The organism is Pandoraea captiosa (genome assembly GCF_902459775.1).
GTDB lineage: Bacteria > Pseudomonadota > Gammaproteobacteria > Burkholderiales > Burkholderiaceae > Pandoraea > Pandoraea captiosa.
Window position 1 is genome coordinate 86208 of sequence record NZ_CABPSQ010000001.1, and the last position, 25161, is coordinate 111368.

The following is a 25161-nucleotide window of genomic DNA, read 5'->3' on the forward strand; positions in this document are numbered from 1 at the left end:
TGCCGCCGCGCTCAAACGACACCGTCGGCGCGCAGTTGCGCAATCTTCGCGTCGTCGAAGCCCAGACGTTCGCGCAGAATGTCGTCGCTGTGCTGGCCGAGCGTCGGCGGCGCGGTGCGCGCCAGCGGTGGCGTCTCGCTCATCTTCATCGGGCTGGCCACGACTTTCGCGATGCCACCCGACGCATGCGGCAAAGCGACCTCCATGCGACGGGCTTTCACCTGCGGGTGCGCAAATACCTCGGGCAAGGTGTTGATCGGGCCGCATGGCACGCTTGACGCTTCGAGCCTGGCGATCCAGTCATCTTTGCCGAACTTGCGCACCATCTGCGCGAGCAACGGCACCAGTGCGTCGCGATGGCGCACCCGTTGCGGATTGGTCGCGAAGCGTTCGTCGTCTGCCAGCGCCGGTTCGCCTCCGGCTTCGACAAACTTGCGGAACTGGCCGTCGTTGCCGACTGCCACGATGATCCAGCCGTCGTCGCCGGTCTGAAACGTCTGGTAGGGCACGATGTTCGGATGCGCATTGCCCCAGCGCACCGGCGCCTCGCCGCTCGCGAGATAGTTCGTGTTCATGTTGGCGAGCATGGCCACCTGCGTGTCGAGCAGCGCCATGTCGATGTACTGGCCCACGCCCGTGCGGTCGCGATGCGTGAGCGCGGCCATGATGGCGACGGTTGCGTACATGCCGGTCATCAGGTCGGCAATGGCCACGCCAGCCTTCTGCGGCCCGCCGCCGGGCAGGCCGTCGCGCTCGCCGGTAACGCTCATGAAGCCGCCGATGCCCTGCACGATGAAGTCGTATCCGGCGCGCGACGCATAGGGCCCATCCTGACCGAAGCCCGTGACCGAGCAATAAACGAGGTCCGGTTTGATCTCGCGCAGCGACGCGTAATCGAGCCCGTACTTCGCCAGTTGGCCGACTTTGTAGTTCTCCACGACGACGTCGCTCTGCGCGGCGAGCGCCTTGACGATGGCCTGACCTTCGGCGCAGGAGATGTCGAGCGTCAACGAACGCTTGTTGCGGTTCGCCGCGAGGTAGTAGGCGGCCTCCGCCGTGTCGCGCCCCTCGGCGTCACGTTGATAGGGCGGCCCCCACCGGCGCGTGTCGTCCCCAGCGCCGGGGCGCTCGACCTTGATGACGTCAGCGCCCAGATCGGCCAGATTCTGCGTGGCCCACGGGCCCGCCAGCACGCGCGAGAGGTCCAGCACCCGAATATGACTTAGCGCGCCCATCGTTCGCTCTTCTCCTTTGGTGTCGTCGTTTGCGAATTCGTCATGCTGCATGTGCAGTCATATGGCATGTGTGAAACATTGTTTTGCAATGCGGAACTTGTGGGCGGAAGTCTACGTCGGGCAATCCGCGCCTGACCAGCGTCGTTTCGCACTGCGGTTGACGCCGGGACGCTGTGGCCAGACCGATTTCCCGTATAATCAAAAGTTTGCAAAATACCCGCCAGGCTTAGCTTGCCCGGTCCCCACGCTTCCAACGCACGCTATGAAAGTCGCAGACATTCGGGAAAAATTCCTTAACTTCTTCGAGTCGAAGGGGCACACCATCGTGCGCTCGTCGAGTCTCGTGCCGTCCAATGACCCCACGCTGCTGTTCACGAACTCCGGCATGGTGCAGTTCAAGGACGTCTTCCTCGGGCTCGAAACGCGCCCCTACAAGCGCGCGACCACGGCTCAGCGCAGCGTGCGCGCCGGCGGCAAGCACAACGACCTGGAGAACGTGGGCTACACCGCCCGTCACCACACGTTCTTCGAAATGCTCGGCAACTTCTCGTTTGGCGACTACTTCAAGCGCGAAGCGATTCAGTACGCGTGGGAACTGCTGACGACGGTCTACAAGCTGCCCAAGGAGAAGCTCTGGGTCACGGTCTATCAGGAAGACGACGAGGCTTACGACATCTGGGCCAAGGAAGTGGGTGTCCCCACGGAGCGCATCATCCGCATCGGTGACAACAAGGGCGCGCGCTACGCATCGGACAACTTCTGGCAGATGGCCGACACCGGCCCGTGCGGCCCGTGCTCGGAGATCTTCTTCGATCACGGTGAAGACGTGTGGGGCGGTCCGCCGGGATCGCCGGAAGAAGACGGGGACCGCTACATCGAGATCTGGAACCTCGTGTTCATGCAGTTCAACCGCGACGAGCAGGGCAACATGACGCCGCTGCCCAAGCCTTGCGTCGATACCGGCATGGGCCTGGAGCGTATCGCGGCCGTGCTGCAGCACGTGCACAGCAATTACGAAATCGATCTGTTCCAGCACCTGATCAAGGCCGCCGGGCGCGAGACGGGAGTGACCGATCTCACCGCGAACTCGCTCAAGGTGATTGCCGATCACATCCGTGCCTGCTCGTTCCTGATCGTCGATGGCGTGATCCCGGGTAACGAAGGCCGTGGTTACGTGCTGCGCCGTATCATCCGTCGCGCCATTCGCCACGGTTACAAGCTCGGCTGCAAGAAGCCGTTCTTCTACAAGCTCGTGCCGGATCTCGTCGCTGAAATGGGCGTCGCTTATCCGGAACTGCCACAGGCGCAGCAACGCGTGACGGACGTGCTCAAGCAGGAAGAGGAGCGCTTTGGCGAAACCATCGAGAACGGCATGGAGATTCTCGAAGGCGCACTCGCCGATCTGGCCAAGCGTGGTGTGACCACGCTCGACGGCGAACTGGCATTCAAGCTGCACGATACGTATGGCTTCCCGCTCGATCTGACGGCCGACGTGTGCCGCGAGCGCAGCATCTCGGTCGACGAAGCCGGCTTCGACGCTGCGATGGCGCGTCAGCGCGAACAGGCGCGTGCCGCCGGCAAGTTCAAGATGGCTACGGCGCTCGAATACACGGGTGACAAGACACGTTTCCAGGGCTACGACCAGCTCGCGCTCGAAGGCGCGAAGGTGACGGCTCTCTACGTTGACGGCACCAGCGTGGGCAAGCTCGTCGCGGGCCAGCAGGGCATCGTGGTGCTCGACACCACGCCGTTCTATGCCGAGTCGGGCGGTCAGGTGGGCGATCAGGGGCTGCTGGTCACCGCCGGCGCTCGTTTCGGTGTCTCGGACACGCAGAAGATTCAGGCCGACGTGTTCGGTCACTATGGCACGCTGGAATCGGGTGAACTCAAGGTTGGCGAGACCGTGACGGCGCAGGTCGATGCCGTGCGTCGTGCGCGCACCGTGCGCAATCACTCGGCGACTCACCTGATGCACAAGGCATTGCGCGAAGTGCTCGGTGGCCACGTGCAGCAAAAGGGTTCGCTCGTCGACGCCGACAAGACCCGCTTCGACTTCGCACACAACGCCGCGATGACGGCCGATGAAATCCGTCGCGTGGAAGACATCGTGAACGCCGAAGTGCTGGCCAACGCGCCGACGCAAGCCGCACTGATGTCGTTTGACGACGCCGTGAAGGGCGGCGCCATGGCGCTGTTCGGTGAGAAGTACGGCGACGAAGTGCGCGTGCTCGACATCGGCACGTCGCGTGAATTGTGCGGCGGTACGCACGTGTCGCGTACGGGCGATATCGGTCTGTTCAAGATCGTGATGGAAGGCGGCGTTGCTGCCGGTATCCGACGCGTGGAAGCAATCACCGGCGATAACTCGGTGCGCTTCGTCCAGAAACTCGACGATCAGATCAACGAAGCCGCTGCCTCGCTTAAGACGCAGCCTGCCGAACTGACGCCGCGTATCGTGCAGGTGCAGGAGCAGGTCAAGTCGCTGGAGAAGGAACTGGCGGCGCTCAAGTCGAAGCTGGCGTCGAGTCAGGGCGATGAACTCGTCGAGAAGGCTGTCGATGTGAACGGCCTGAAGGTGCTGGCCGCGCAGCTCGAAGGCGCCGACGTGAAGACGCTGCGTGAGACGATGGACAAGCTCAAGGACAAGCTGCGCAGCGCCGCTATCGTGCTGGCCGCTGTCGACGGTGGCAAGGTCACGCTGATTGCCGGCGTGACGGCGGACGCGACGGCCAAGGTCAAGGCGGGCGAACTCGTCAATTTCGTGGCGCAGCAGGTCGGTGGCAAGGGGGGCGGTCGTCCCGATATGGCGCAGGCCGGTGGTACCGATCCGTCGCAATTGCCGCAGGCGCTTGCCGGCGTGCAAGGCTGGGTGGCCGGCAAGCTGTAAGCGTTCCGTGGATGAGATGATGAGATGAGGCGTGGCGTGGCGGTTGCGCCACCCTCGGACGATCGGCTGGAAAGACCAAACGCGCACTTCGGTGCGCGTTTTGCATTTCAGGCGCCAGAACGTCGATTGACTGCCGCGCAACTGCCGGTGACCAATCGCCAACGCCATGCCGACGACGTACCCACCAGACATCGACGCCGTGCCTCATCTGGCCTGGCGTGCAGACGGTACGGTTTCCATATCCGAAAGGATAGGGGGGCGAATGGCGGGACTGTTTCGCGCGCGGGTGCTGATGGACGGTTGCCTGACGAAGATTCGGTGTATTGCCCTGCGTCGCCAGGGGGAACCATCGCTGTGCGCAATGGTTTGCATGTAAAGTATTCCGCATGTGATTCGCGTCGCGTGAGCGCATCCCGCCGCAAGCTTGCCTTAGACCTTGCGTTGCGGCGATGCGTTGTGTCGACGCATTACGTCGATGCATTACCTTCGCTTCTCCCTCCCAACGGGCCATCCATTGCCATGCCAGCCACCGTCGCCAGTACCGACAGCACCGTTTCGTCTCGTTCACCATCGCCCGAGCGCGCGGCATGGCGCATTGCGTTGTCGTGCATGCTTGCGTTGTCGATCGCCATGGGCATCGGCCGCTTCGCGTTCACGCCGATGTTGCCGCTCATGCTGCACGAACATCTCACCGACATTCAGCACGGCAGCTGGCTCGCGTCGCTGAACTATGCGGGGTACTTCGTCGGCGCGCTGATGTGCATGTGGCTGCGCCTCACACCGACGTTCATTATTCGGTTCGCGCTCACTGCCACGGTCGTACTGACGCTGGCCATGGGCGTGTTCGAGTCGTTCGCCGTCTGGGCGGTCGTGCGCACGCTTGCTGGCGTGATGAGCGCCTGGGCGATGGTGTTCTCGGCAGGATGGGGCTTTCGGCGGCTGGCCGAACTGCGCATGCCGAGCCTTGGCGGCGTGATGTTTGCCGGGCCTGGCGCAGGCATTGTCGTGACGGGGCTGCTCGCCAGCCTCAACGAGCGGCTCGCGTGGCCCGCGCGCGGCGGCTGGCTGCTTTGCGGTGTGCTTGCCCTCGTGCTGCTTGCCGTCATCTGGCGCACGTTTGCGGCCGAGCCGTCGAAGGCAGGGGAGTCGGGTGAAGCCGCCAAACCGGCTGCCGCGCCTGCCGTCAATCATGGCAGTGGCGAGAGCGTGATTCCCGTGACGATTCTCTATGGCCTGGCAGGCTTCGGCTACATCATTACGGCGACGTTCCTGCCCGTGATCGCACGCCAGGCACTCCCGGGTTCGCCGTGGCCCGATCTCTTCTTCCCGTTGCTCGGTCTTATGGTGATTCCGGGCGCCATCGTCGGCGCGCGTGCGCCGATCACCTGGGATAACCGTCTGTTGCTGGCCGCTTGCTATGTGATGCAGGGGCTGGGTGTCGGCATCGGTATCGTCGTGCCGAACGTGGCAGGTTTCGCTGTTGGAAGCGTGCTGGTCGGATTGCCGTTCACGGCGATTACGGTGTACGCGGTACGGGAGTGCAGGCGCTTGCGTGGGGACAATGCCAATGGTCTGATCGGTCTCGTGACGGCATCCTACGGGATCGGGCAGATCGTCGGACCGCTGGTGGCCGCGCCGCTCGTGGCTGCCACCGGCGGCTTCACAACGGCCTTGCTGTGTGCAAGCGGCGTACTCGTGCTCGGCGCGATCGGTTTCGTGTGGGATTGGCGACGCTCACTCGAACGCGCGCCCTGATCCGGGGCCCTCACGGCGCACGGCATCCCTGCCGGACGATTCCGCCATATCCAGACATCTCCGTTCGCGGACTTTCCCAAGACTAGCGCGTATGTCCTTTACCCTGAAGGCGGGCAGAAAAGCCGCCACCGCAGTCAGCGACGAGGAGCGCCGGATGCGCACCGATCTCGCCGCTTGCTACCGTCTCGTTGCGCTCAACGGCTGGGACGATCTCATCTATACCCATATCTCCGCCATGGTGCCGGGCGAGCCGGGGCACTTCCTCATCAATCCGTTCGGCCTGTCGTTCGATGAAGTCACCGCCTCGAATCTGGTGAAGATCACGATGCGTGGCGAAATCGTGGGCGAGAGCGAGCATCCGGTCAATGTCACGGGTTTTGCGCTGCATGGCGCGGTGCACGCGGCGCGGTCCGATGCCGTGTGCGTCATGCATCTGCACAATACGGCGGGCATCGCCGTGTCGATTCAGCCTCACGGGTTGTTGCCGATCTCTCAACACGCGCTGCGTTTTCATGAGCGAATCGGCTACCACGACTATGAAGGGCTGGCATTCTCGCCGTCGGAGGGGGAGCGGCTGGTGACATCGCTCGGCACGCATCCGGCCATGCTGCTGCGCAATCACGGTACGTTGACGGTCGGGCGCACGGTGGCTGAAGCGTTCGTGCTCATGGCCACGCTCGTCAAGGCGTGCGAGATCCAGTTGCAGGCGCTCGCCGGTGGGGTGACGCCATCGCTGCCCAGCCCGGCGGTGCAGGACAAGACCGCGATCCAGCTGGAAGACGGGGGTGCGATAGAAGGCGTGATGGAGTGGCCCGCGCTGTTGCGCAAACTCGATAGAATAGATCCCTCGTTTCGCGATTGACGGCCCGGTGGGCTTCCCGGCGGGCAGGCGGGCGGAGCGTGCGGTAGCGCAGCGGATCATGCCTTTGCGCGTGGCGTGGCGACGGCGTTGCCAATGCCAATCAATGCCAATCAATTCCAATAACGACATCTGGAGATTCATCGCAATGCCAACATTTCATGTCGAGATGTTCGAGGGGCGCACCGTCGAGCAAAAGCGTGCGTTCGTCAAAGCCGTCACGCAGGCCGCTGTCGAGACAATCGGGTGTACGCCGGAATCCGTCGATATCATCATCACCGACGTGAAGCGGGAGAACTGGTCCACGGGCGGCACGCTCTGGTCGGATTCGCGCTGAGTCGGTAGCCGGTCAGTGGCGTTCAGTTAGGCCGGCCGTGGCCGGAGCGTCTGAGGCGGGGTGTTTCCACGAGGCCCCGCCGTATTGAAGAGGTCGTCATGTCGCAAGTCCCCTCCGTATCGAATATTCCCGCCAACGCGAGCGCCGGATCTCCAGCGCCTGCTGCTGTCGATGCGCCGCAAACGCTGCAAATGCTGCAAACGCCGCAACACTTCGCGTCGGACAACTATGCCGGTATTTGCCCCGAAGCGATGCGCTATCTCGTCGAGGCGAACGCCAGCGGCCATGAAGTTTCCTACGGCGACGATACGTGGACGCAGCGCGTTTGCGACGGTATTCGTCAGTTGTTCGATACGGATTGCGAGGTCTTCTTCGTCTTCAACGGCACGGCGGCCAATTCGCTGGCGCTGGCTTCGCTGTCGCAGTCGTATCACTCCGTCATTTGCCACGAACTCGCGCACGTCGAGACGGACGAATGCGGCGGCCCGGAATTCTTCTCCAACGGCGCGAAGCTGCTCACGGCGCGCGGTCGGGAAAACAACGGCAAGCTCACGCCCGAAGCGGTGGAGTCCGTGATCAACCGTCGTTCGGATATTCACTTTCCGAAACCCAAGGTCGTCACGCTCACGCAAGCGACGGAAGTCGGCACGGTCTATACCGTGGACGAAATCAAGGCGATTTCCGCCGTGGCGAAGCGTCGCAATCTTCGCGTGCATATGGACGGAGCGCGATTCGCGAACGCAGTGGCAACGCTGGGCTGCCACCCCGGCGACGTGACCTGGCGTGCGGGCGTGGACGTGCTGTGCTTCGGGGGAACGAAAAACGGCCTGCCGGTGGGCGAGGCCGTGGTGTTCTTCAACCGTGCACTGGCGGAAGATTTCGCTTATCGCGTAAAGCAGGCAGGGCAACTGGCGTCAAAGATGCGGTTTATCTCGGCACCCTGGCTCGGCATGCTCGAGAACGATACGTGGCTGCGTCATGCGCGCCATGCGAACGATATGGCGCAACTGCTTGCGAAGCGCATTCGTGACGTACCAGGGGTATCCGTCATGTTCGAGACGCAAGCCAATGGTGTGTTTGCCGAGTTGCCGCCCTACGTGATCGAAGCGCTGCGTGCAAAAGGGTGGCGCTTCTACACGTTTATCGGTGCGGGCGGTTGCCGTTTCATGTGCGCCTGGGACACGCGCGTGGAAACGGTGGAGCGTCTGGCCGCCGACATTCGCGAGCTAAGCGTGAAGGCCTGAATGCTCAAGCGCTTGAATTCCTGAACGCTTGAACGCGTTGGCGCCTTAGCGCCCCAGCGCCCCAGCGCCCCAGCGCCTGAGCGCCTGAGCGACGTGCCGCCTGCGCCGCGAGTTTTCCGGCGACCATGCGCGCTCAGTCACATCAACCTTGCCGCGGTGCCGGGACCGTAGGCGTCAAAAAGCGGTGCGCCAGGGTGTGGTAGAACGACGGCGCGAGGGTCCGTGAGACTTGCGTCGAAAGCAAGGCGACGGCCATGAGCGGAATCACCATCTGATGGCCGTCGATCATTTCCATGACGATCACGAACGAGGTGATTGGCGACTGCGTCACCGCCGCCAGATAGCCGACCATGCAAAGTGCAGCGAGCGCCGGCAGCGGCACGACCGACGTGACGTGGGCCATGACGTTGCCCAGTCCGGCGCCGATCGCGAGCGACGGCGCGAAGATGCCGCCGGGAATGCCCGACAGGTACGACACGCTCAACGCCGCAAATTTCAGCACGGCGTAGAACGGCGAGAGCGCCGTGTGAGATTCGAGCAGCCCGCGAGCTTCCGCATAGCCGCTGCCGAACGTGGTGCCGCCGGACACGATGCCGATCACCGCGATGGCCACGCCGCACAGAAAAGCGAAGCGCACCGGATGCGCGCGGCGCAGATCGACGAGCCTTGCGGGCATCCAGCGCGGCACGTTGAGCATCAGCCAGCCGAAGGCGCCTCCGGCCACCCCGGTCAGCAGGCTCGCCGCGATGACGACGGGCACGAGCGTCCAGTGAAAGTCGCCGATTGCCTTGATCTGGCCGAAATACAGGTAATTGCCCTGCAACCCGAGCGCCACGATCCCGGAAAAAATGATCGCCGTAATGAGCGTGCCGCTGTTGCGCGCAACAAAACTGCGACTGAGTTCCTCAATGGCGAAGACGACGCCGGCAAGCGGTGTGTTGAATGCGGCGGCCAATCCCGCCGCGGCGCCGGCGAGCGTCAGTTGACGTTCGATGTGCACGCTGCTGCGCCGATAGCCGCGTCGCATGGCGTACATGAGGGACGCCCCGATCTGTACTGTCGGCCCTTCGCGTCCAATCGTGAATCCGCACAGAATGCCGAGAAACGAGATCGCGATCTTGCCGACCATGATGCGCAGCGTGAGCAACGACTTCGACAGTCGTGAGTCCTGCAGCGTTGCAATCACCTGCGGAATGCCGCTGCCTTCGGCGCCACGGAAGAATTTCTGCGTCAGCCAGATCGCGAGCGCGGCGCCCAGCGGTGTGACGATGAGCGGGAGCCAGAAGCCATGCGACAACAGGCGCTGGAACAACTCGAAGCCGAAATCCACCAGTTTGGCGTAGGCCACCGAGACGAGGCCCACGAGCACGGCACCGAGCCAGAATACCCCGTAGTTGTGCCAAAGGCGGCGGGAGCGGCGCATGCCGCGCTGCGTCAGTCGCGTCGAGAAGCGGGCGGGCCGGGCAGGCGTGGGGATCCTGGAGGCGTCGGAGGGCGGCGCAGACGCGGGAGGCGGTGCGTCGTGGGGCTGCGCAGCGTTCGGCGGAATATCAGACACGGGCCGTGAGCGAAATTTGGAAGACGTCTGTCGATTATACGCGCGAGCCTTGGTGGGCTTGGTCCGAGTCGGTCTCGGAATTCGCCGAATATGCAGCGCCTGGCGAGTTCATTTAAGATGTTCGAATTCGCTGAAGAACGATCATGAACGACCTAATCTTTTGTCCTCGCTGTGCTTCCCCCCTCGACTCGCGTGAGGTTGCCGGTCGAACACGCCGGGCGTGCCCCGACGATGTCTGCGGTTTCGTCCACTGGGATAATCCGCTGCCGGTGGTGGCCGGACTGGTGGAGTATCGGGGTCAGATTTTGCTGGCACGTAATGCCGCATGGACGGAGGGCATGTTTGCGCTCATCACCGGCTTTCTCGAGCGCGACGAGACACCGGAAGACGGCATCCGGCGCGAGATCAAGGAGGAAACGAATCTCGAGACCGATGCGATTTCGCTGCTGGGCGTGTACGAATTCATGCGCAAGAACGAACTGATCATCGCCTACCACGCGGTGTGCGACGGCGATATTCGTCTGTCCGAGGAGTTGGCCGAGTTCCGTCTGGTGGCGCCGCATCACGTACGGCCGTGGCGCGCGGGCACGGGGCATGCCGTGGCCGAGTGGCTGCGACGGCGGAATCTGCCGGTCGAATACGTCGAGTCCGCGCGACTTTCAATTGCCGGGTGACGGCGTGGCCTGGCGACTACGGTAGAATCGCAGCTTGCGGGGCCACCCCGTTCAAAGATTCGAACGAGACCGAAGTGAGGGACATGAGCATGGAATTCCAGAAAGAAGTCGACGCGAGCGGCCTGAATTGCCCGCTGCCGATCCTGCGCGCAAAGAAGGCGCTGGCCGAAATGCAAAGCGGTGAAGTGTTGCACATCATCGCTACCGATCCCGGCTCCGGGCGTGACTTCAGCGCCTTCGCCAAGCAGACCGGCAACGAACTGATCCAGACGCGCGAAGAGGGCAAGACGTTCCACTTCTGGATGCGCCGTCGCTGATTGCAACCCCTGATCGCTGCGCATCGCCGCTTGCGACCGACACCGACACCGACTCGCGTGACGGCAGGCGTAAAAAAACCGACGGACATGCCGTCGGTTTTTTATTTGGCGTTGCGTGACTTGATCACGCAACGCCGCACCGGTGCTCAGGCCAGGTCGCCGTGCACCTCGTCTCGCAGATACTGGCGGAAGGCGTCCTTGAGCTCCGGGTGGCGCAGCGCGAACTCCACCGTCGCCTTCAGATAACCCAACTTGCTGCCGCAATCGAAGCGCTTGCCGTCGTAACGATAGGCGAGCACGACTTCGTCCTGCATGAGCTTCTGAATGGCGTCGGTGAGCTGAATTTCACCGCCCGAACCCGGGTCGATCTCGCGAATGCAATCGAAAATGCGCGGACGCAGCACGTAACGGCCTACGACACCCAGATTCGACGGCGCATTTTCCGGCGCCGGCTTCTCCACGATATCCGTGAGCTTGACGATGGCCTTCTCACCCCAGTCGGTGCCCTTGACGATCCCGTACGAGCGGCTTTGCTCGATGGGGATCTCTTCCACGCCGATGATCGAGTTGTGATACTGGTTGTACAGGTCGACCATCTGCTTGAGCACAGGGGGCTGACCGTCGAGCAAGTCGTCGGCAAGAATCACCGCGAACGGCTCGTCGCCAACGAGTTTCTCGGCGCACAGCACCGCGTGACCCAAGCCCAGCGCCTTCGGCTGACGCACGTAGAAGCAATCGATGTGCGCAGGCTTGATGGAGTGCACGACGTCGAGCAGCGCCTGCTTGTTTTTCGCTTCGAGTTCGGCTTCGAGCTCGAAGGCCGTATCGAAGTGATCTTCGATGGCGCGCTTATTGCGGCCCGTCACGAAAATCATCTCCGTGATGCCCGCCGCAGCCGCTTCCTCCACCGCGTACTGAATCAGTGGCTTGTCCACGACCGGCAGCATTTCCTTCGGGCTCGCCTTGGTCGCCGGCAGGAACCGGGTGCCGAGGCCCGCGACCGGGAACACGGCTTTCGTCACAACGGTTTTCATTGGTTTCTCCCTGATGGATATAGAGCGTCTCAGCCGGGCAGGCGGGCGAGCTGTGCCTGCAATTTGCCGAGAACCGCTTCAAAGTCGACCAGTCGTTGCTTCTCAAGTTCCACCACGTTGGCGGGCGCGCGCGCCACAAAGCTCTCGTTGGACAGCTTGCCATGGCATTTCGCGATCTCGCCTTCGAGACGCTTCACTTCCTTGCCGAGGCGCTCACGCTCCGCGGCGACGTCGATTTCCACCTTCAGCGCCAGCTTGTTCGCCCCCACGACGGCGAGCGGAGCGCCCGCCGCTTGCGCGTCGAGCGTCGCTTCGTCTGCCAGGACCTGCACTTCGGAGAGCTTGGCAAGCGTTTGCAGATACGGTGCGATGGACGTCAGGAACGGCACGTCGCCCGCCACCAGCAACGGCACGCGCTGCGCCGGCGACAGGTTCATTTCCCCGCGCAGGTTACGGCAGGCGTCCACAGCGGCCTTGAGCTGCTGCATCCACGCTTCGTCACCCTCGTCGATCTTGCTCGTATCGGCCACCGGATAAGGTTGCACCATGATACTGGCTTCGCCCGGCGCCTTGTCCGTCGGATAGCGACCGGCCAGCGGGGCAACTTTCTGCCACAGGGCTTCGGTAATGAACGGGATGATCGGGTGGGCCAGACGGAGCACCGTTTCGAGCACGCGCAGCAGCGTGCGACGCGTGGCGCGCTGCTGTGCCGGTGTGCCGTTCTGAATCTGCCACTTGGCCAGCTCGACGTACCAGTCGCAGTACTCGTCCCACACGAACTTGTAGATGGCGCTGGCGATGTTATCGAAGCGATAGTCGGCGAAGCCCTTGGCGACATCGGCTTCCACGCGCTGGAGCAGCGACACGATCCAGCGGTCGGCGCGCGAGAAGTCGAGTTGCCCGTCCGGGCCGCAATCGCCCACGCACGGTGCAAGTCCGCAGTCCTGGCCTTCGCAGTTCATCAGCACGAAGCGCGTGGCATTCCACAGCTTGTTGCAGAAGTTGCGATAGCCTTCGCAGCGCGCCAGATCGAAGTTGATGTTGCGACCCAGCGTGGCCATCGAGGCGAACGTGAAGCGAAGCGCGTCGGTGCCGAAAGGCGCAATGCCCTCCGGGAACTCCTTGCGTGTCTTCTTCTCGATGCTGGCCGCTTGCTTCGGGTTCATCAGCCCCGTGGTGCGCTTGGCGACCAGGGCCTCGAGCGACACGCCGTCGACGATATCGATCGGATCGAGGGTGTTGCCCTTCGACTTCGACATCTTCTGGCCTTCGGCGTCGCGCACCAGGCCGTGCATGTACACGGTTCTGAACGGCACCTTGCCGGTGAAGTGCGTGGTCATCATGACCATGCGCGCCACCCAGAAGAAGATGATGTCGAAGCCCGACACGAGCACCGACGAGGGCAGGAAATGCTTCAGTTCGGGCGTTTCCTGCGGCCAGCCGAGCGACGAGAACGGCACGAGCGCCGACGAGAACCACGTGTCGAGCACGTCTTCGTCGCGCTTGAGCGGACCGGTCGAGCCGGCAGCACGTGCCTTTTCGATGGCTTCCGCTTCCGAGCGGGCGACGAACACGTTGCCGGCGTCGTCATACCACGCGGGAATCTGATGGCCCCACCAGAGCTGGCGGGAGATACACCAGTCCTGAATGTTTTCGAGCCACTGGTTGTAGGTCGTCGTCCAGTTCTCCGGCACGAACTTGATTTCACCGCTGCGCACCACGTCGAGTGCGGTTTCGGTAATCGACTTGCCGGGATGGAACGTGCCTTCCGGCGCCGGCTTGCTCATCGCCACGAACCACTGGTCCGTGAGCATCGGCTCGATGACCGTGCCGGTACGGTCGCTGCGCGGCACCATCAGCTTGTGCGGCTTGACCGATTCGAGCAGGCCGAGGGCTTCCAGGTCGGCCACGATCTGCTTGCGGGCGTCGAAACGATCGAGGCCACGGTACTTTTCCGGGGCGTTCTCGTTGATTTTCGCGTCAAGCGTGAGGATGTTGATCTGCGGCAGGTTGTGGCGCTGACCGACGGCGTAGTCGTTGAAGTCGTGCGCGGGCGTGACCTTCACCACGCCGGTGCCGAACTCGCGATCGACGTATTCGTCGGCAATGATCGGGATTTCACGATCGGACAGCGGCAGCATGGCCGTCTTGCCGATCAGATGCTTGTAGCGCTCGTCTTCCGGATGCACCATCAGCGCCGTGTCGCCGAGCATCGTTTCGGGACGCGTGGTGGCGACCGTGAGCGTGCCCGAACCGTCGGTGAGCGGATAGCGAATGTGCCACAGCGAGCCGTCTTCCTCCTCGCTGACCACTTCCAGGTCGGACACGGCGGTGAGCAGGACCGATTCCCAGTTCACGAGACGCTTGCCGCGATAGATCAGGCCTTGCTCGTAGAGCGTGACGAACACGTCGCGCACCGCACGGGACATCTTCTCGTCCATCGTGAAGTACTCGCGGCTCCAATCGATGGAAGCTCCGAGGCGGCGAATCTGGCGCGTGATCGTGCTGCCCGACTGCTCCTTCCATTCCCACACGCGCTCGACGAACTTCTCGCGACCGAGGTCATGGCGCGAGACCTTCTCGGCGTCCATCTGACGCTCGACGACGATCTGGGTGGCGATGCCCGCATGGTCGGTGCCCGGCACCCACAGGGTGTTCGCGCCCTTCATGCGGTGGTAGCGCGTCAGACCATCCATGATCGTCTGGTTGAACGCGTGACCCATGTGCAGCGTGCCGGTAACGTTCGGCGGCGGCAACTGGATGCTGAAATCTTCGCGGGCGTCGTCGAAAGTCGGCCGGGCATAGCCGCGGCGCTCCCATTCGGGGCCCCAGTGGGCTTCGACGTCCTGCGGCTCGAAGCTCTTGGCAAGCGTATTGTCGCTGTCGCTCATGGATTGATGGACCGTGTAATGCGTGAAACCCTGAATTATAAAAGATTCGGTGCCATTTCCGCGCCGCAGCAGGATTTATAATCGGGCTTCACTCGAAATTCGTATCCGACATGCCCGATCTGCTCGCCAACCTGAACCCCGAACAACTGGCCGCCGTCACCCTTCCGGACGAACCGGCCCTCATTCTCGCGGGCGCGGGTTCCGGCAAGACGCGCGTGCTCACCACCCGTATCGCCTGGCTGATCCAGCAGGGCCACGTCGGCCCGGCGGGCATTCTGGCCGTGACCTTCACCAACAAGGCCGCCAAGGAAATGCAGGCCCGGCTGGGCGCCATGCTGCCGATCAGCACGCGCGCCATGTGGATCGGCACCTTCCACGGTCTGTGCAACCGCATGCTGCGCGCGCACTTCCGTGACGCGGGGCTGCCGCAGAGCTTTCAGATTCTGGACCAGGCCGACCAGCTCTCCGCGATCAAACGGATGATGAAAGCGGCGAATGTGGACGATGAGAAATTCCCGCCCAAGAATCTCCAGTATTTCATCAATAACGCCAAGGAGCAGGGTCTTCGTCCGCACGAGGTCGAGGCCAACGACGCTTTCAACCAGAAGTTCGTCGAACTCTACGCGAGCTACCAGGAACAGTGCCAGCGCGAGGGCGTGGTGGACTTCGCCGAACTGCTGCTGCGCTGTTTCGAGTTGCTCAAGCATAACGAACCGCTGCGGGTGCACTACCAGACGCGCTTTCGCCACATTCTGGTCGATGAGTTCCAGGACACCAACAAGCTGCAGTACGCCTGGCTGAAGATGCTCGCCGGCGCGAACGGCGCGGTGTTCGCTGTGGGTGACGACGATCAGAGCATCTACGCGTTTCGTGGTGCCAACGTCGGCAATATGGCCGACTTCGAGCGTGAATTTCGGGTTCGTCATCTCATCAAGCTGGAGCAGAACTACCGCTCGCACGGCAATATTCTCGACGCGGCCAATGCGCTGATCTCGAACAACGCGCGACGTCTGGGCAAGAATCTCCGAACAGACGCCGGGCACGGTGAGCCGATTCGCGTGTACGAAGCCGCGACGGATCTGCAGGAGGCGAGCTGGCTCGTCGAGGAAATCAAGGCGCTGGTCGCGCAAGGGCTGTCGCGTCAGGATATCGCCATCCTTTACCGCAGCAATGCCCAGTCGCGTGTCATGGAGCATGCCCTAGTGGGCGCGGGGATCGCCTATCGTGTGTACGGCGGTCTGCGCTTTTTCGAGCGTCAGGAAGTCAAGCACGCACTGGCGTACCTGCGTCTGATCGAAAATCCGAACGACGACACGGCGTTTGCGCGCGTCGTCAACTTCCCCACGCGCGGGATCGGTGCGCGCTCGCTGGAGCAACTGGCCGATGCGGCCCGCCTTTACAACTGCTCGATGTACGCCGCAGTGCCTTATATGACGGGCAAGGCCGGGACGAATTTGCTGGCGTTCGTGCGGCTGATCGAGCAGACGCGCCATGACACCGAGCGTCTCACGCTGCCGGAGGTCGTCACGCACGTGATCGAGGCGAGCGGCCTGATTGCGCACTACCAGACCGAGAAGGAAGGCCAGGACCGCATCGAGAACTTGCAGGAACTGGTGCACGCCGCGACGGCCTTCATTGCCGAGGAGGGCTACGGGCTCGAGGCCCCGGCGCGTCTCATCGCCATGCGCCCGGCGCTTCCCGGTGCGCCCGACGTGCTGGCGTCGCCCGATGGCGTGGTGGACGCCGATACGCCGGTCGAGATGACGCCATTGGCGGGCTTCCTGTCGCATGCGTCGCTCGAAGCGGGGGACAATCAGGCCGAGGCAGGGCAGGACGCCGTGCAACTGATGACGGTGCACGCCGCCAAGGGGCTGGAGTTCACGGCCGTGTTCGTCACCGGTCTGGAGGAAGGTCTGTTCCCGCATGAAAACAGCGCGATGGAGCTCGACGGGCTAGAGGAAGAGCGTCGCCTGATGTACGTGGCCATCACCCGCGCAAAGGAGCGTTTGTACCTGTCGTTCACGCAAAGTCGCATGCTGCACGGCCAGACGCGCTACAACGTACGATCGCGCTTCTTCGACGAAATCCCCGAATCGGTGCTGAAGTTCCTCACGCCGCGAGCGCAACCGGGCGCGCGTCTGGCACAAGCCGAGCCGGCGTGGGGGCGCGACTGGTTTGCCCGTCCGCAAGTGAGCGCGCCGAAGGATGAGTGGGCGGCGACGAAGTCCGAAAAGGCGCTTGCCGATCGTTCGCGGGCGTCGGAGACCGGCTTCAAGCTCGGGCAAGGCGTGTTTCACACGAAGTTTGGCGAGGGCAAGATCATCGGGCTCGAAGGCACGGGCGACGAGGCGCGGGCGCACGTCAAGTTCGGCCGTCATGGCGAGAAATGGCTCGCGTTGGCCGTCGCCAAGCTGCAACCCATCGAGTGATCGGCTGACGGGGCATTGTGGGCGGGGAATCCGCCAACCCTGCGCATAAAAAAAAGGCGCCCCCGCGGGTGCCTTTCTCGTTGATGTGCGACATGGCGCATTGCGACATCGCAGGATCGCCACATCGCGCCACGTCGGGGCACATCGCGCCGCCGCGCCCGTGCGGCGGCTTATGCCCCGTCGGGCGGGGCGACGTTCGGGTCGATGGCGCCGATCTCCTGCACGCCGAAGCAACCACGATAGCTCGCGTAGAACGAGCAATAGACGATGGCGGCGAACAGCAGCGACAGTGGCCACAACAGCAACATCGCGTACTGGAAGACGCCAAGCGCGGCCATGATGATCACGAGGATCATCGACGACACCATCGCAAGCAGCATCACGCACAGGCCATAGACGACGAACGCGCGGAAGTTGCGGGTGCAGGCGGTCCAACTGAAAAAGATCGCTTTGACCGGCGTGATGTCGTGCCATGCCACGAGCACCGGTGCAAACCAGAACAACATGGCCACGGGAACGTACGCAACCGCGAATGCCATGGCCGCCACCAGCCCTGCGGTGCTGTTCATGACCTCGTCGCGATTCACGTTCCCTTCGAACAGTACCTTGTTGATCAGGTCGCTGCCGTTGAACAGCGACGACACCAGATACGCGATGACCGTCGCGCCCATGTAGTAAGCGCCGAGCACCAGCAGGCGGCGTGCCACTTCTTTGCCGTGCCCCCGAAAACCGTCGAGCAGCACCTGCGGCAACACCTGCTTGTTCTTGATGATGTCGCGGCACGCGGCCATGAAGCCGACCGACAGACCCGGGACGAGCACCAGCGACACAAGGCTGCCAACGACTGGGACGAGCGAGATGACCAACGTGCCGAACAGATACGCGAACAGCAGGCTCATGATGGCGAGCGGGTTCTTGCGGAATAGCCAGATCCCCTGGCGCAGCCACACATAACCACTCTTCGGCGGGACTTCAAGCAATTGCATAGGGTTCGAATGACTCCGATGGAGCGCCGGGTTACAGCCAGGGAATGGAAACGGCTTCGATGCGTTTGCGCAGGATTCGTTCGAAATGCCCCGGATCGTGCGGCTTGAGCATTTCCGCCGCGCGCGGCAAGTGAAAATCATACAGGCGCGATAGCCAGAATCGCAGTGCGCCGGCGCGCAGCATGTCGCGCCAGTGCGCCGCCTCGATATCCGTGAGCGGACGCACCGTCTCGTAGGCGCGCAGCATCGCGTGCACGCGCGCATCGTCGAGCGTACCGGTCGCGAGGTCGCAACACCAGTCGTTGACCGTCACGGCGAGATCGAAGAGCCACTTGTCGCAGCCGGCGAAGTAGAAGTCGAAAAAGCCGCCCAGTCGGGGCGTGCCGTCTTCGGCCTTGTCGAACAGCACGTTATCGCGGAACAGGTCGCAATGGCATGGGCCGGCTTGCATCGTCCGGTAATCGTCCGACGCGAAAAATGTTTCCTGATGCGCCATCTCGCTCTCTAGCAGTGTCCGCTCGGCGTCGCTCAGGAACGGCAGCACGGCGGGCGTTGCTTCGCGCCACCATGGCAGGCTGCGCAGGTTGGCCTGCTCCAGCGTGAAGTCGCGTCCGGCCAGATGCATGCGGGCGAGCATCGCCCCGACGTGTGCACAATGCTCGGGCGTGGTGGCGAGTTCCGAGCGACCTGCCAGTTTGGTGACGATGGTGGCGGGCTTGCCGTTGAGCTCGCCCAGAATCTCGCCCGTGCGATCCGGAATCGGATCGGGGACCGGCACACTGTGATGGGCCAGATGCCCCATCAACTGGAGGTAAAACGGCAACTGCGTGGCCGTGAGCTTCTCGAACAGCGTCAGCACGAACTCGCCGCGCTCGGTCGTCAGGAAGTAATTGGTGTTCTCGATGCCCGAGCTGATGCCCCGGAAGTCGAGAACTTTCCCCAAATCGTAGCGTTGCAGCCACTGTTCAAGCTGCTCGGGCGAGACGGAAGTAAAAACGGCCATGCGTGCGTTGAGTGGATAAGACTCAGACAAACGGCCCGTGCGTGTGCAGCGGGCCGCTGGTTCGAGACAGACAGGAAGCGTGCGCGCCGCAAACCGGCACGCGAAGGCATCAGATTACCAGAGACGTCAGAACTTCAGTCCGACGGACGGCAGACGGTCGTTTTGCGACGTATTGTCGCGCGTGCGCGGTGAATTGTCCGGCGGCGTGGTCAATTGATAATTGGTGCCGAAGCGGGAGTGGACGTCGATTTCCGTCGGCTTGCCGCGATCGCGGTACTCGGTCACGGTGGTGCCCTGATCGTTCACGTAATAGCTCGGCTTGCGCTCCTGATTGACGTCGACCGACTGGGTGCTGGTAGCGGCTGCGCGGGCGTCGGCCTCGCGCTTGGCGGCTTGTGCGGCGGTTTCCTTGCCGTCCTGGGCAAACGCCTGGCCGGCGAGCAGCAGGCCGGCACCGATCAACAGGGGCAGGGCACGGGAAAAGCGCGTTTTCATCATTATTCTCCGAGGGCGGGAACGCGTCTGTGACGGGCAGGCATGCCGGGCCGACGCAGCGGGTTCCAATACGTCCATTCTATCAAACGTGTTCCGCTTCGCATTGTGGAATCTCGCGGAACGCGGCGTAGCGACTTGCCTGCGAGGCAGGTGGCTGTCCCCAAATGACGTTTCGTGACAGGGCGGTCGTCTGAATTCGTTGGCTTGGAATGGACAGCGACGGCATTCTCATATTTCTTGCGGTAATAAGAAAATCACCAAACGGTAGTTTTCACCGGCATCGTGTTCTGGCACCCTGCTACATTGTCTCGATGGGTGGCCACGTGCCACCCATCTGCATTCTGGAGTCAGAAAGTCATGTCGTCTTCCGCCGCCCCGGCCGCCGTCAAAACGGCACCGCCGACCCCTTCTTCCCCTTCGTCGTACAACGCCCGGCCGCTCACGGTCGCGCTGCTGCTCATCGTCGCGGGCATCGGCTATCTGCAGGCGACCGTCGGGCCCAGGCAGGCGGCGCTCGCGGGCGTTGGCGCATTGCTCGGTCTCGCGCTTTATCACGCTGCCTTCGGCTTTACGTCGGCATGGCGCGTGTTCATTGCGGATCGTCGTGGCGCGGGATTGCGCGCACAGATGGTGATGCTGGCCGTTGGTGTCGCTTTGTTTTTCCCGGCGCTGGCCGATGGCACGCTGTTCGGCAACAAGGTGGTCGGTCTCGTCTCGCCGGTTGGTGTCTCGGTGGCATTCGGCGCATTCATTTTCGGTATCGGCATGCAGCTCGGCGGTGGATGTGCCTCGGGCACCCTGTACACGGCGGGCGGAGGCAACACGCGCATGCTCGTCACGCTCGCGGCGTTCATCGTCGGTTCCGTGGTCGCGACCGCACACATGCCGTGGTGGGAGTCGCTGCCCCACATCAAGCCCGTCTCGCTGGTCAAAGTGTGGGGGCTGTGGCCCGCACTGATTGCCAATCTTGCTTTGTTTGCGGCGATCGGTGCGTTCACGTTGTGGGCGGAGAAGCGCCGTCACGGCCGTGTCGTCGGTGTGCCGATGACGCGTAGCGCCAAGGGCGCGCCGGCCTTGCTGCGCGGACCGTGGCCGCTGCTGTGGGGCGCCTTGGCGCTGGTGCTGCTCAACTATGCGACGCTCGCACTGGCAGGTCGTCCGTGGGGTGTGACCTCGGCGTTCGCGCTCTGGGGCGCCAAGGCCTTCATGGCGTTGGGTATCGACGTTGCCTCGTGGCCGTACTGGGCCAAGCAGGTCAACGTGCTCAATGCACCGGTCGCGCAGGACGTGACCACGGTCATGGACCTCGGCATCATTCTCGGCGCACTGGTCGCCGCCTCGCTGGCGGGCAAATTCGCGCCGGTGTGGAAGATTCCCGCGCGTTCGCTCCTCGCCGCGGTGGTCGGCGGCCTATTGCTCGGTTACGGCGCACGGCTGGCCTACGGCTGCAATATCGGGGCGTACTTCAGCGGCATCATTTCGGGCAGCCTGCATGGCTGGCTGTGGCTGGTGGCGGCGTTCTTCGGCAACGTATTCGGCACGCGCCTGCGTCCGTTCTTCGGGCTGGAAGTCGAAACTACGCCGCGCGAGAGCGGCTGCTGAACCGGTTCGGTTCATCCGGTATCGGCCGACGGTACGTATCTGATCGCACCCGGTCGCAGCCAGTCGCGGCCAGTCGCAGCTGGTCGATGCAAAAACGGCGCTTGCGATGAAGTCGCAGCGCCGTTTTTGCGTCGATCCGGGCATCGCCAAAGACGTGACCGATGTATTTCGATGTTCCCGGACCTTGGCTCCGGCGTCAGCGATTACAGATAGAACATCTTTTCGCTGGTCTCCGTCTCAGGCTCGATGTGACCGTCATAGAACGCGAATACCGCCTTGAGAATTTCGTCCGGATCGTCGATCACCTGCACGAGATCGAGGTCCTTCTCGCTGATCAGGCCCATCGGCAGCATCGACGTTCGCACCCAGTCAAGCAAGCCTTTCCAGAACTCGGAACCGACGAGAATCACCGGTACGTGACGCGACTTCTGCGTCTGGATGAGCGTGAGCACTTCGGACAGTTCATCGAGGGTGCCGAAGCCGCCCGGCATGATGACGAAGGCGTCCGAGTTCTTCACGAACGTGACCTTGCGCGTGAAGAAGTGACGAAAGCGCAGCGAGATGTCCTGCCACTGATTGCCTTTCTGCTCATGCGGCAGTTCGATGTTCAGTCCGACGGTCGGCGACGCGCCGCCGTGCGCGCCCTTGTTGGCCGCTTCCATGATGCCGGGGCCGCCGCCGGAGATGACGGCGAAGCCGTTGTCCGAAAACTTGCGCGCGATGGTCATCGTCAACTTGTAGAACGGCGACTTGGGCTTGATGCGCGCGCTTCCGTAGATGCTCACGGCCGGCCGGATCTCGGACAGGTACTCGGTCGCCTCGATGAACTCTGCCATAATCGTGAACATCTGCCACGACGCGCGCGCCTTCTTGGCCGTGGCGCGCTCATGGTCTGCCAACATGCGCAGACTCGGTATCTCTTTTCTTCTCTTAGTCATATGTCGGAACAGCAAAGTCTGGAAGGTAAGACGCTCTTATTGGTCGATGGTTCGAGTTATCTTTATCGAGCCTATCACGCCCTGCCGGATTTGCGCGGGCCCAGCGGCGAACCTACGGGCGCGCTGCACGGCATCGTCAATATGCTGCGCCGCATGCGTAAAGACGTTCATGCAGAGTACAGCGCTTGCGTTTTCGATGCAAAGGGCAAGACGTTTCGCGACGACTGGTATCCCGAGTACAAGGCGAACCGTCCGTCGATGCCCGACGATCTGCGCGCGCAGATCGAACCGATTCACGAAGCCGTGCGCGCGATGGGCTGGCCGCTTCTCATGATCGACGGCGTGGAAGCGGATGATGTCATCGGCACACTCGCGAAGCAGGCGGCCGAGCGCGGCATGCGCGTGGTCGTCTCGACCGGCGACAAGGATCTGGCGCAACTCGTGAACGACCGTGTGACGCTCGTCAACACGATGACCAACGAAACGCTCGACGCCCCCGCTGTCACCGCGAAGTTCGGCGTGCCGCCCGAGCGCATCGTCGACTACCTGACGCTGGTGGGCGACACTGTCGACAATGTGCCGGGCGTCGAAAAGTGCGGTCCGAAGACGGCCGTCAAATGGCTCACGCAATACGGCGATCTGGATAACCTCGTCGCGCACGCGGCGGAAGTGAAGGGCGCCGTCGGCGAGAACCTGCGTCGCGCACTCGACTGGCTGCCCATGGGGCGCAAGCTCGTCACGGTGGCGCTCGACTGCGATCTCGGTCCTCAGGTCACCTCCATCGAAGCCAGTCTGCAAACCCAGCCCGAAGACGCCGAAGTACTGCGCGATTTCTTCTCGCGCCACGGCTTCAAGACATTGCTGCGCGAAGCAGAAGCGGCCGTGGCATCGCAAGCCGGAGAAGAAGCGCCGGCGCCGGTGGCCGACACCATCGAGCGCCATTACGAGGCTGTGCTGACGTGGGAGCAATTCGACGCGTGGCTGAAGACCATCGAGGCTGCCGAGCTGACGGCGTTCGATACGGAGACGACGTCGCTCGACGCGATGCAGGCACAACTCGTCGGCCTGTCGTTCTCATGCGAGCCGGGGCGTGCCGCATACATTCCGGTCGCGCACCGCGCGCCGGGCGAAGTGGAACAGTTGCCGCGCGACGAAGTGCTGGCGCGCCTGAAGCACTGGCTCGAGAGCCCTGACCACAAGAAGGTCGGGCAGAACCTGAAGTACGACGCGCATGTGCTCGAGAACTACGGCATCGCGCTGGGCGGCATCGCCCACGACACACTGCTTCAGTCGTATGTGCTCGAATCGCACCGCAGTCACGACATGGACAGCCTCGCGTCGCGCCATCTGGGTGTGACGACAGTGAAGTACGAGGATGTGTGCGGCAAGGGCGCGAAGCAGATCGGCTTCGATGAGGTCACGATCGAGCGGGCCACCGAGTATGCGGCGGAAGACGCCGACATCACGTTGCGTCTGCACCGTGCGTTGTATCCGGACGTGGCGCGCGAGGCCACGCTCGAATTCGTTTATCGCGATGTCGAAATGCCGACCGCGCGTGTACTCCAGCGTATGGAGCGTAACGGTGTGCTCGTGGATACGGCGCGGCTGGCGGCGCAAAGCGACGAAATCGGTCGCAAGCTGATCACGCTCGAGAACGAGGCCTATGCGCTGGCGGGGCAGCAATTCAACCTGAATTCGCCCAAGCAGATCGGCGATATTTTCTTCACGCAGTTGCAACTGCCCGTCGTCAAGAAGACGGCGAGCGGTGCGCCGTCGACCGATGAGGAAGTCCTGCAAAAGCTTGCGGAGGACTACCCGCTGCCGAAGGTGTTGCTTGAGTATCGGGGGCTGGCCAAGCTGAAGTCGACGTATACCGACAAGCTGCCGAAGATGGTCGATCCGGCGACGGGCCGCGTGCATACGAACTACGCGCAGGCAGTGGCGATCACGGGGCGACTGGCGTCGAACGATCCGAACCTGCAGAACATTCCGGTGCGCACGGCCGAAGGCCGCCGCATTCGCGAAGCGTTCATTGCGCCGCCGGGCAGCCAACTGGTATCGGCTGACTACTCGCAGATCGAACTGCGCATCATGGCCCATATTTCGGGCGACGAAAGCCTGCTGCGCGCGTTTGCGAACGGCGAAGACATTCACCGTGCGACGGCGGCGGAGATCTTTGCCGTGACGCCGCTGGAAGTCTCGTCCGAGCAACGGCGCTACGCCAAGGTCATCAACTTCGGTCTGATCTACGGCATGAGCGCGTTCGGTCTGGCGGCGAACCTCGGCATCGAGCGCGACGCCGCCAAGCAGTACATCGACCGCTACTTCATGCGCTACCCCGGTGTGGCGCGCTACATGGACGAGACGCGCAAGAGCGCCAAGGCGCGCGGCTACGTCGAGACGGTGTTCGGCCGTCGTCTGTGGTTGCCGGATATCAATGGCGGCAACGGGCCACGCCGTCAGGCCGCCGAGCGCGCCGCCATCAACGCGCCGATGCAGGGCACGGCTGCGGACCTCATCAAGCTTTCCATGATTGCCGTGCAGCGCTGGCTCGACGATAGCGGCTTGCAGACGCGTCAGATCATGCAGGTGCACGACGAACTGGTGCTCGAAGTGCCTGACCACGAACTGGCCGAGGTGCGCAAGCGCCTGCCCGAGTTGATGTGCGGCGTGGCGAAACTCAAGGTCCCGCTCGTGGCCGAAGTCGGCGTGGGCGAGAACTGGGAGCAGGCGCACTGAAGCTGCGCGGCGTATGCTGCAACGGTGTGTCGCACACGTCCGATGGCACGACGATCTGGATCACGCAATAGCGGGAATAGGGCGGCCGGAATACCCGAAGTCCGTACTCTGCGGTAAGGTGATCGGTATCGCCGGTCTGGCAGTTTGCCGACCGGCCGGACGGTTTTCCAAGCACGGG

At 63.0% G+C, this 25161-nt stretch carries 18 protein-coding genes; 10 read left to right on the forward strand and 8 right to left on the reverse strand.

Features of this window, described 5'->3' with window-relative positions:
* Positions 1–11: 11 nt before the first annotated feature.
* Entirely contained in the window at positions 12–1235 is a 1224-nt protein-coding gene (locus tag PCA31118_RS00505; protein WP_150623605.1) for a CaiB/BaiF CoA transferase family protein, read from the reverse strand.
* Positions 1236–1497: 262 nt separating this feature from the next.
* On the opposite strand from PCA31118_RS00505, the gene alaS reads away from it, so the two are divergent.
* The 5 genes from alaS to PCA31118_RS00530 all read left to right on the forward strand — a co-directional run bounded on the left by alaS (position 1498) and on the right by PCA31118_RS00530 (position 8317).
* Positions 1498–4122 (forward strand): alanine--tRNA ligase, encoded by a 2625-nt coding sequence (gene alaS / locus PCA31118_RS00510; RefSeq protein WP_150622028.1) that lies wholly within the window; start codon positions 1498–1500, stop codon positions 4120–4122.
* A gap of 519 nt (positions 4123–4641) precedes the next feature.
* Complete coding sequence (locus PCA31118_RS00515) at positions 4642–5877, forward strand: YbfB/YjiJ family MFS transporter (RefSeq protein WP_150622029.1); 1236 nt, start codon at positions 4642–4644, stop codon at positions 5875–5877.
* Positions 5878–5968: 91 nt separating this feature from the next.
* Entirely contained in the window at positions 5969–6739 is a 771-nt protein-coding gene (locus tag PCA31118_RS00520; RefSeq protein WP_150622031.1) for a class II aldolase/adducin family protein, read from the forward strand.
* A gap of 145 nt (positions 6740–6884) precedes the next feature.
* Positions 6885–7073 (forward strand): 4-oxalocrotonate tautomerase, encoded by a 189-nt coding sequence (locus PCA31118_RS00525; RefSeq protein WP_150622033.1) that lies wholly within the window; start codon positions 6885–6887, stop codon positions 7071–7073.
* Between the two features lie 191 nt (positions 7074–7264).
* Positions 7265–8317 (forward strand): threonine aldolase family protein, encoded by a 1053-nt coding sequence (locus PCA31118_RS00530; protein WP_150623607.1) that lies wholly within the window; start codon positions 7265–7267, stop codon positions 8315–8317.
* Between the two features lie 142 nt (positions 8318–8459).
* Here the strand turns inward: PCA31118_RS00530 and PCA31118_RS00535 are convergent, their stop codons facing one another.
* A complete protein-coding gene (locus PCA31118_RS00535) occupies positions 8460–9740 on the reverse strand; it encodes a chloride channel protein (RefSeq protein WP_150622035.1) in 1281 nt (426 codons plus the stop codon).
* Positions 9741–10018: 278 nt separating this feature from the next.
* Between PCA31118_RS00535 and PCA31118_RS00540 the strand changes: the two genes are divergently transcribed.
* Both PCA31118_RS00540 and PCA31118_RS00545 read left to right on the forward strand, forming a co-directional pair.
* The gene (locus tag PCA31118_RS00540; RefSeq protein WP_150622037.1) at positions 10019–10549 is read left to right on the forward strand and encodes an NUDIX domain-containing protein; all 531 of its coding nucleotides are present in this window, start codon (positions 10019–10021) and stop codon (positions 10547–10549) included.
* Between the two features lie 89 nt (positions 10550–10638).
* Complete coding sequence (locus PCA31118_RS00545) at positions 10639–10866, forward strand: sulfurtransferase TusA family protein (RefSeq protein WP_044458273.1); 228 nt, start codon at positions 10639–10641, stop codon at positions 10864–10866.
* Positions 10867–11012: 146 nt separating this feature from the next.
* Here PCA31118_RS00545 and galU read toward each other — a convergent pair whose 3' ends face one another.
* Together galU and PCA31118_RS00555 are read right to left on the reverse strand one after the other, a co-directional pair.
* Positions 11013–11900, reverse strand: a complete 888-nt coding sequence (gene galU, locus PCA31118_RS00550) for a UTP--glucose-1-phosphate uridylyltransferase GalU (RefSeq protein ID WP_150622039.1) — start codon at positions 11898–11900, stop codon at positions 11013–11015.
* Between the two features lie 29 nt (positions 11901–11929).
* Positions 11930–14791 (reverse strand): valine--tRNA ligase, encoded by a 2862-nt coding sequence (locus tag PCA31118_RS00555; protein WP_150622041.1) that lies wholly within the window; start codon positions 14789–14791, stop codon positions 11930–11932.
* Positions 14792–14901: 110 nt separating this feature from the next.
* On the opposite strand from PCA31118_RS00555, the gene PCA31118_RS00560 reads away from it, so the two are divergent.
* Positions 14902–17220 carry a UvrD-helicase domain-containing protein gene (locus PCA31118_RS00560; protein ID WP_150622043.1) on the forward strand — a complete coding sequence of 773 codons (2319 nt, stop codon included), beginning with the start codon at positions 14902–14904 and terminating at the stop codon, positions 17218–17220.
* 170 nt (positions 17221–17390) lie between these two features.
* Here PCA31118_RS00560 and PCA31118_RS00565 read toward each other — a convergent pair whose 3' ends face one another.
* From PCA31118_RS00565 to PCA31118_RS00575, 3 genes are all read right to left on the reverse strand, one after another.
* Positions 17391–18206, reverse strand: coding sequence for a BPSS1780 family membrane protein (locus PCA31118_RS00565; RefSeq protein ID WP_150622045.1), 816 nt, complete (start codon positions 18204–18206; stop codon positions 17391–17393).
* A gap of 31 nt (positions 18207–18237) precedes the next feature.
* Positions 18238–19209: a homoserine kinase gene (locus PCA31118_RS00570; RefSeq protein WP_150622047.1), complete on the reverse strand. Its 972-nt coding sequence runs from the start codon at positions 19207–19209 to the stop codon at positions 18238–18240.
* A 126-nt stretch (positions 19210–19335) separates the two neighbouring features.
* Positions 19336–19707 carry a hypothetical protein gene (locus PCA31118_RS00575; protein WP_150622049.1) on the reverse strand — a complete coding sequence of 124 codons (372 nt, stop codon included), beginning with the start codon at positions 19705–19707 and terminating at the stop codon, positions 19336–19338.
* 354 nt (positions 19708–20061) lie between these two features.
* On the opposite strand from PCA31118_RS00575, the gene PCA31118_RS00580 reads away from it, so the two are divergent.
* Positions 20062–21306, forward strand: coding sequence for a YeeE/YedE family protein (locus tag PCA31118_RS00580; RefSeq protein ID WP_150622051.1), 1245 nt, complete (start codon positions 20062–20064; stop codon positions 21304–21306).
* 203 nt (positions 21307–21509) lie between these two features.
* Here the strand turns inward: PCA31118_RS00580 and PCA31118_RS00585 are convergent, their stop codons facing one another.
* The gene (locus PCA31118_RS00585) at positions 21510–22244 is read right to left on the reverse strand and encodes an LOG family protein (RefSeq protein WP_047905259.1); all 735 of its coding nucleotides are present in this window, start codon (positions 22242–22244) and stop codon (positions 21510–21512) included.
* Here PCA31118_RS00585 and polA point away from each other — a divergent pair, their 5' ends adjacent.
* Positions 22245–24983 carry a DNA polymerase I gene (gene polA, locus PCA31118_RS00590; protein ID WP_150622053.1) on the forward strand — a complete coding sequence of 913 codons (2739 nt, stop codon included), beginning with the start codon at positions 22245–22247 and terminating at the stop codon, positions 24981–24983.
* Positions 24984–25161 lie beyond the last annotated feature (178 nt).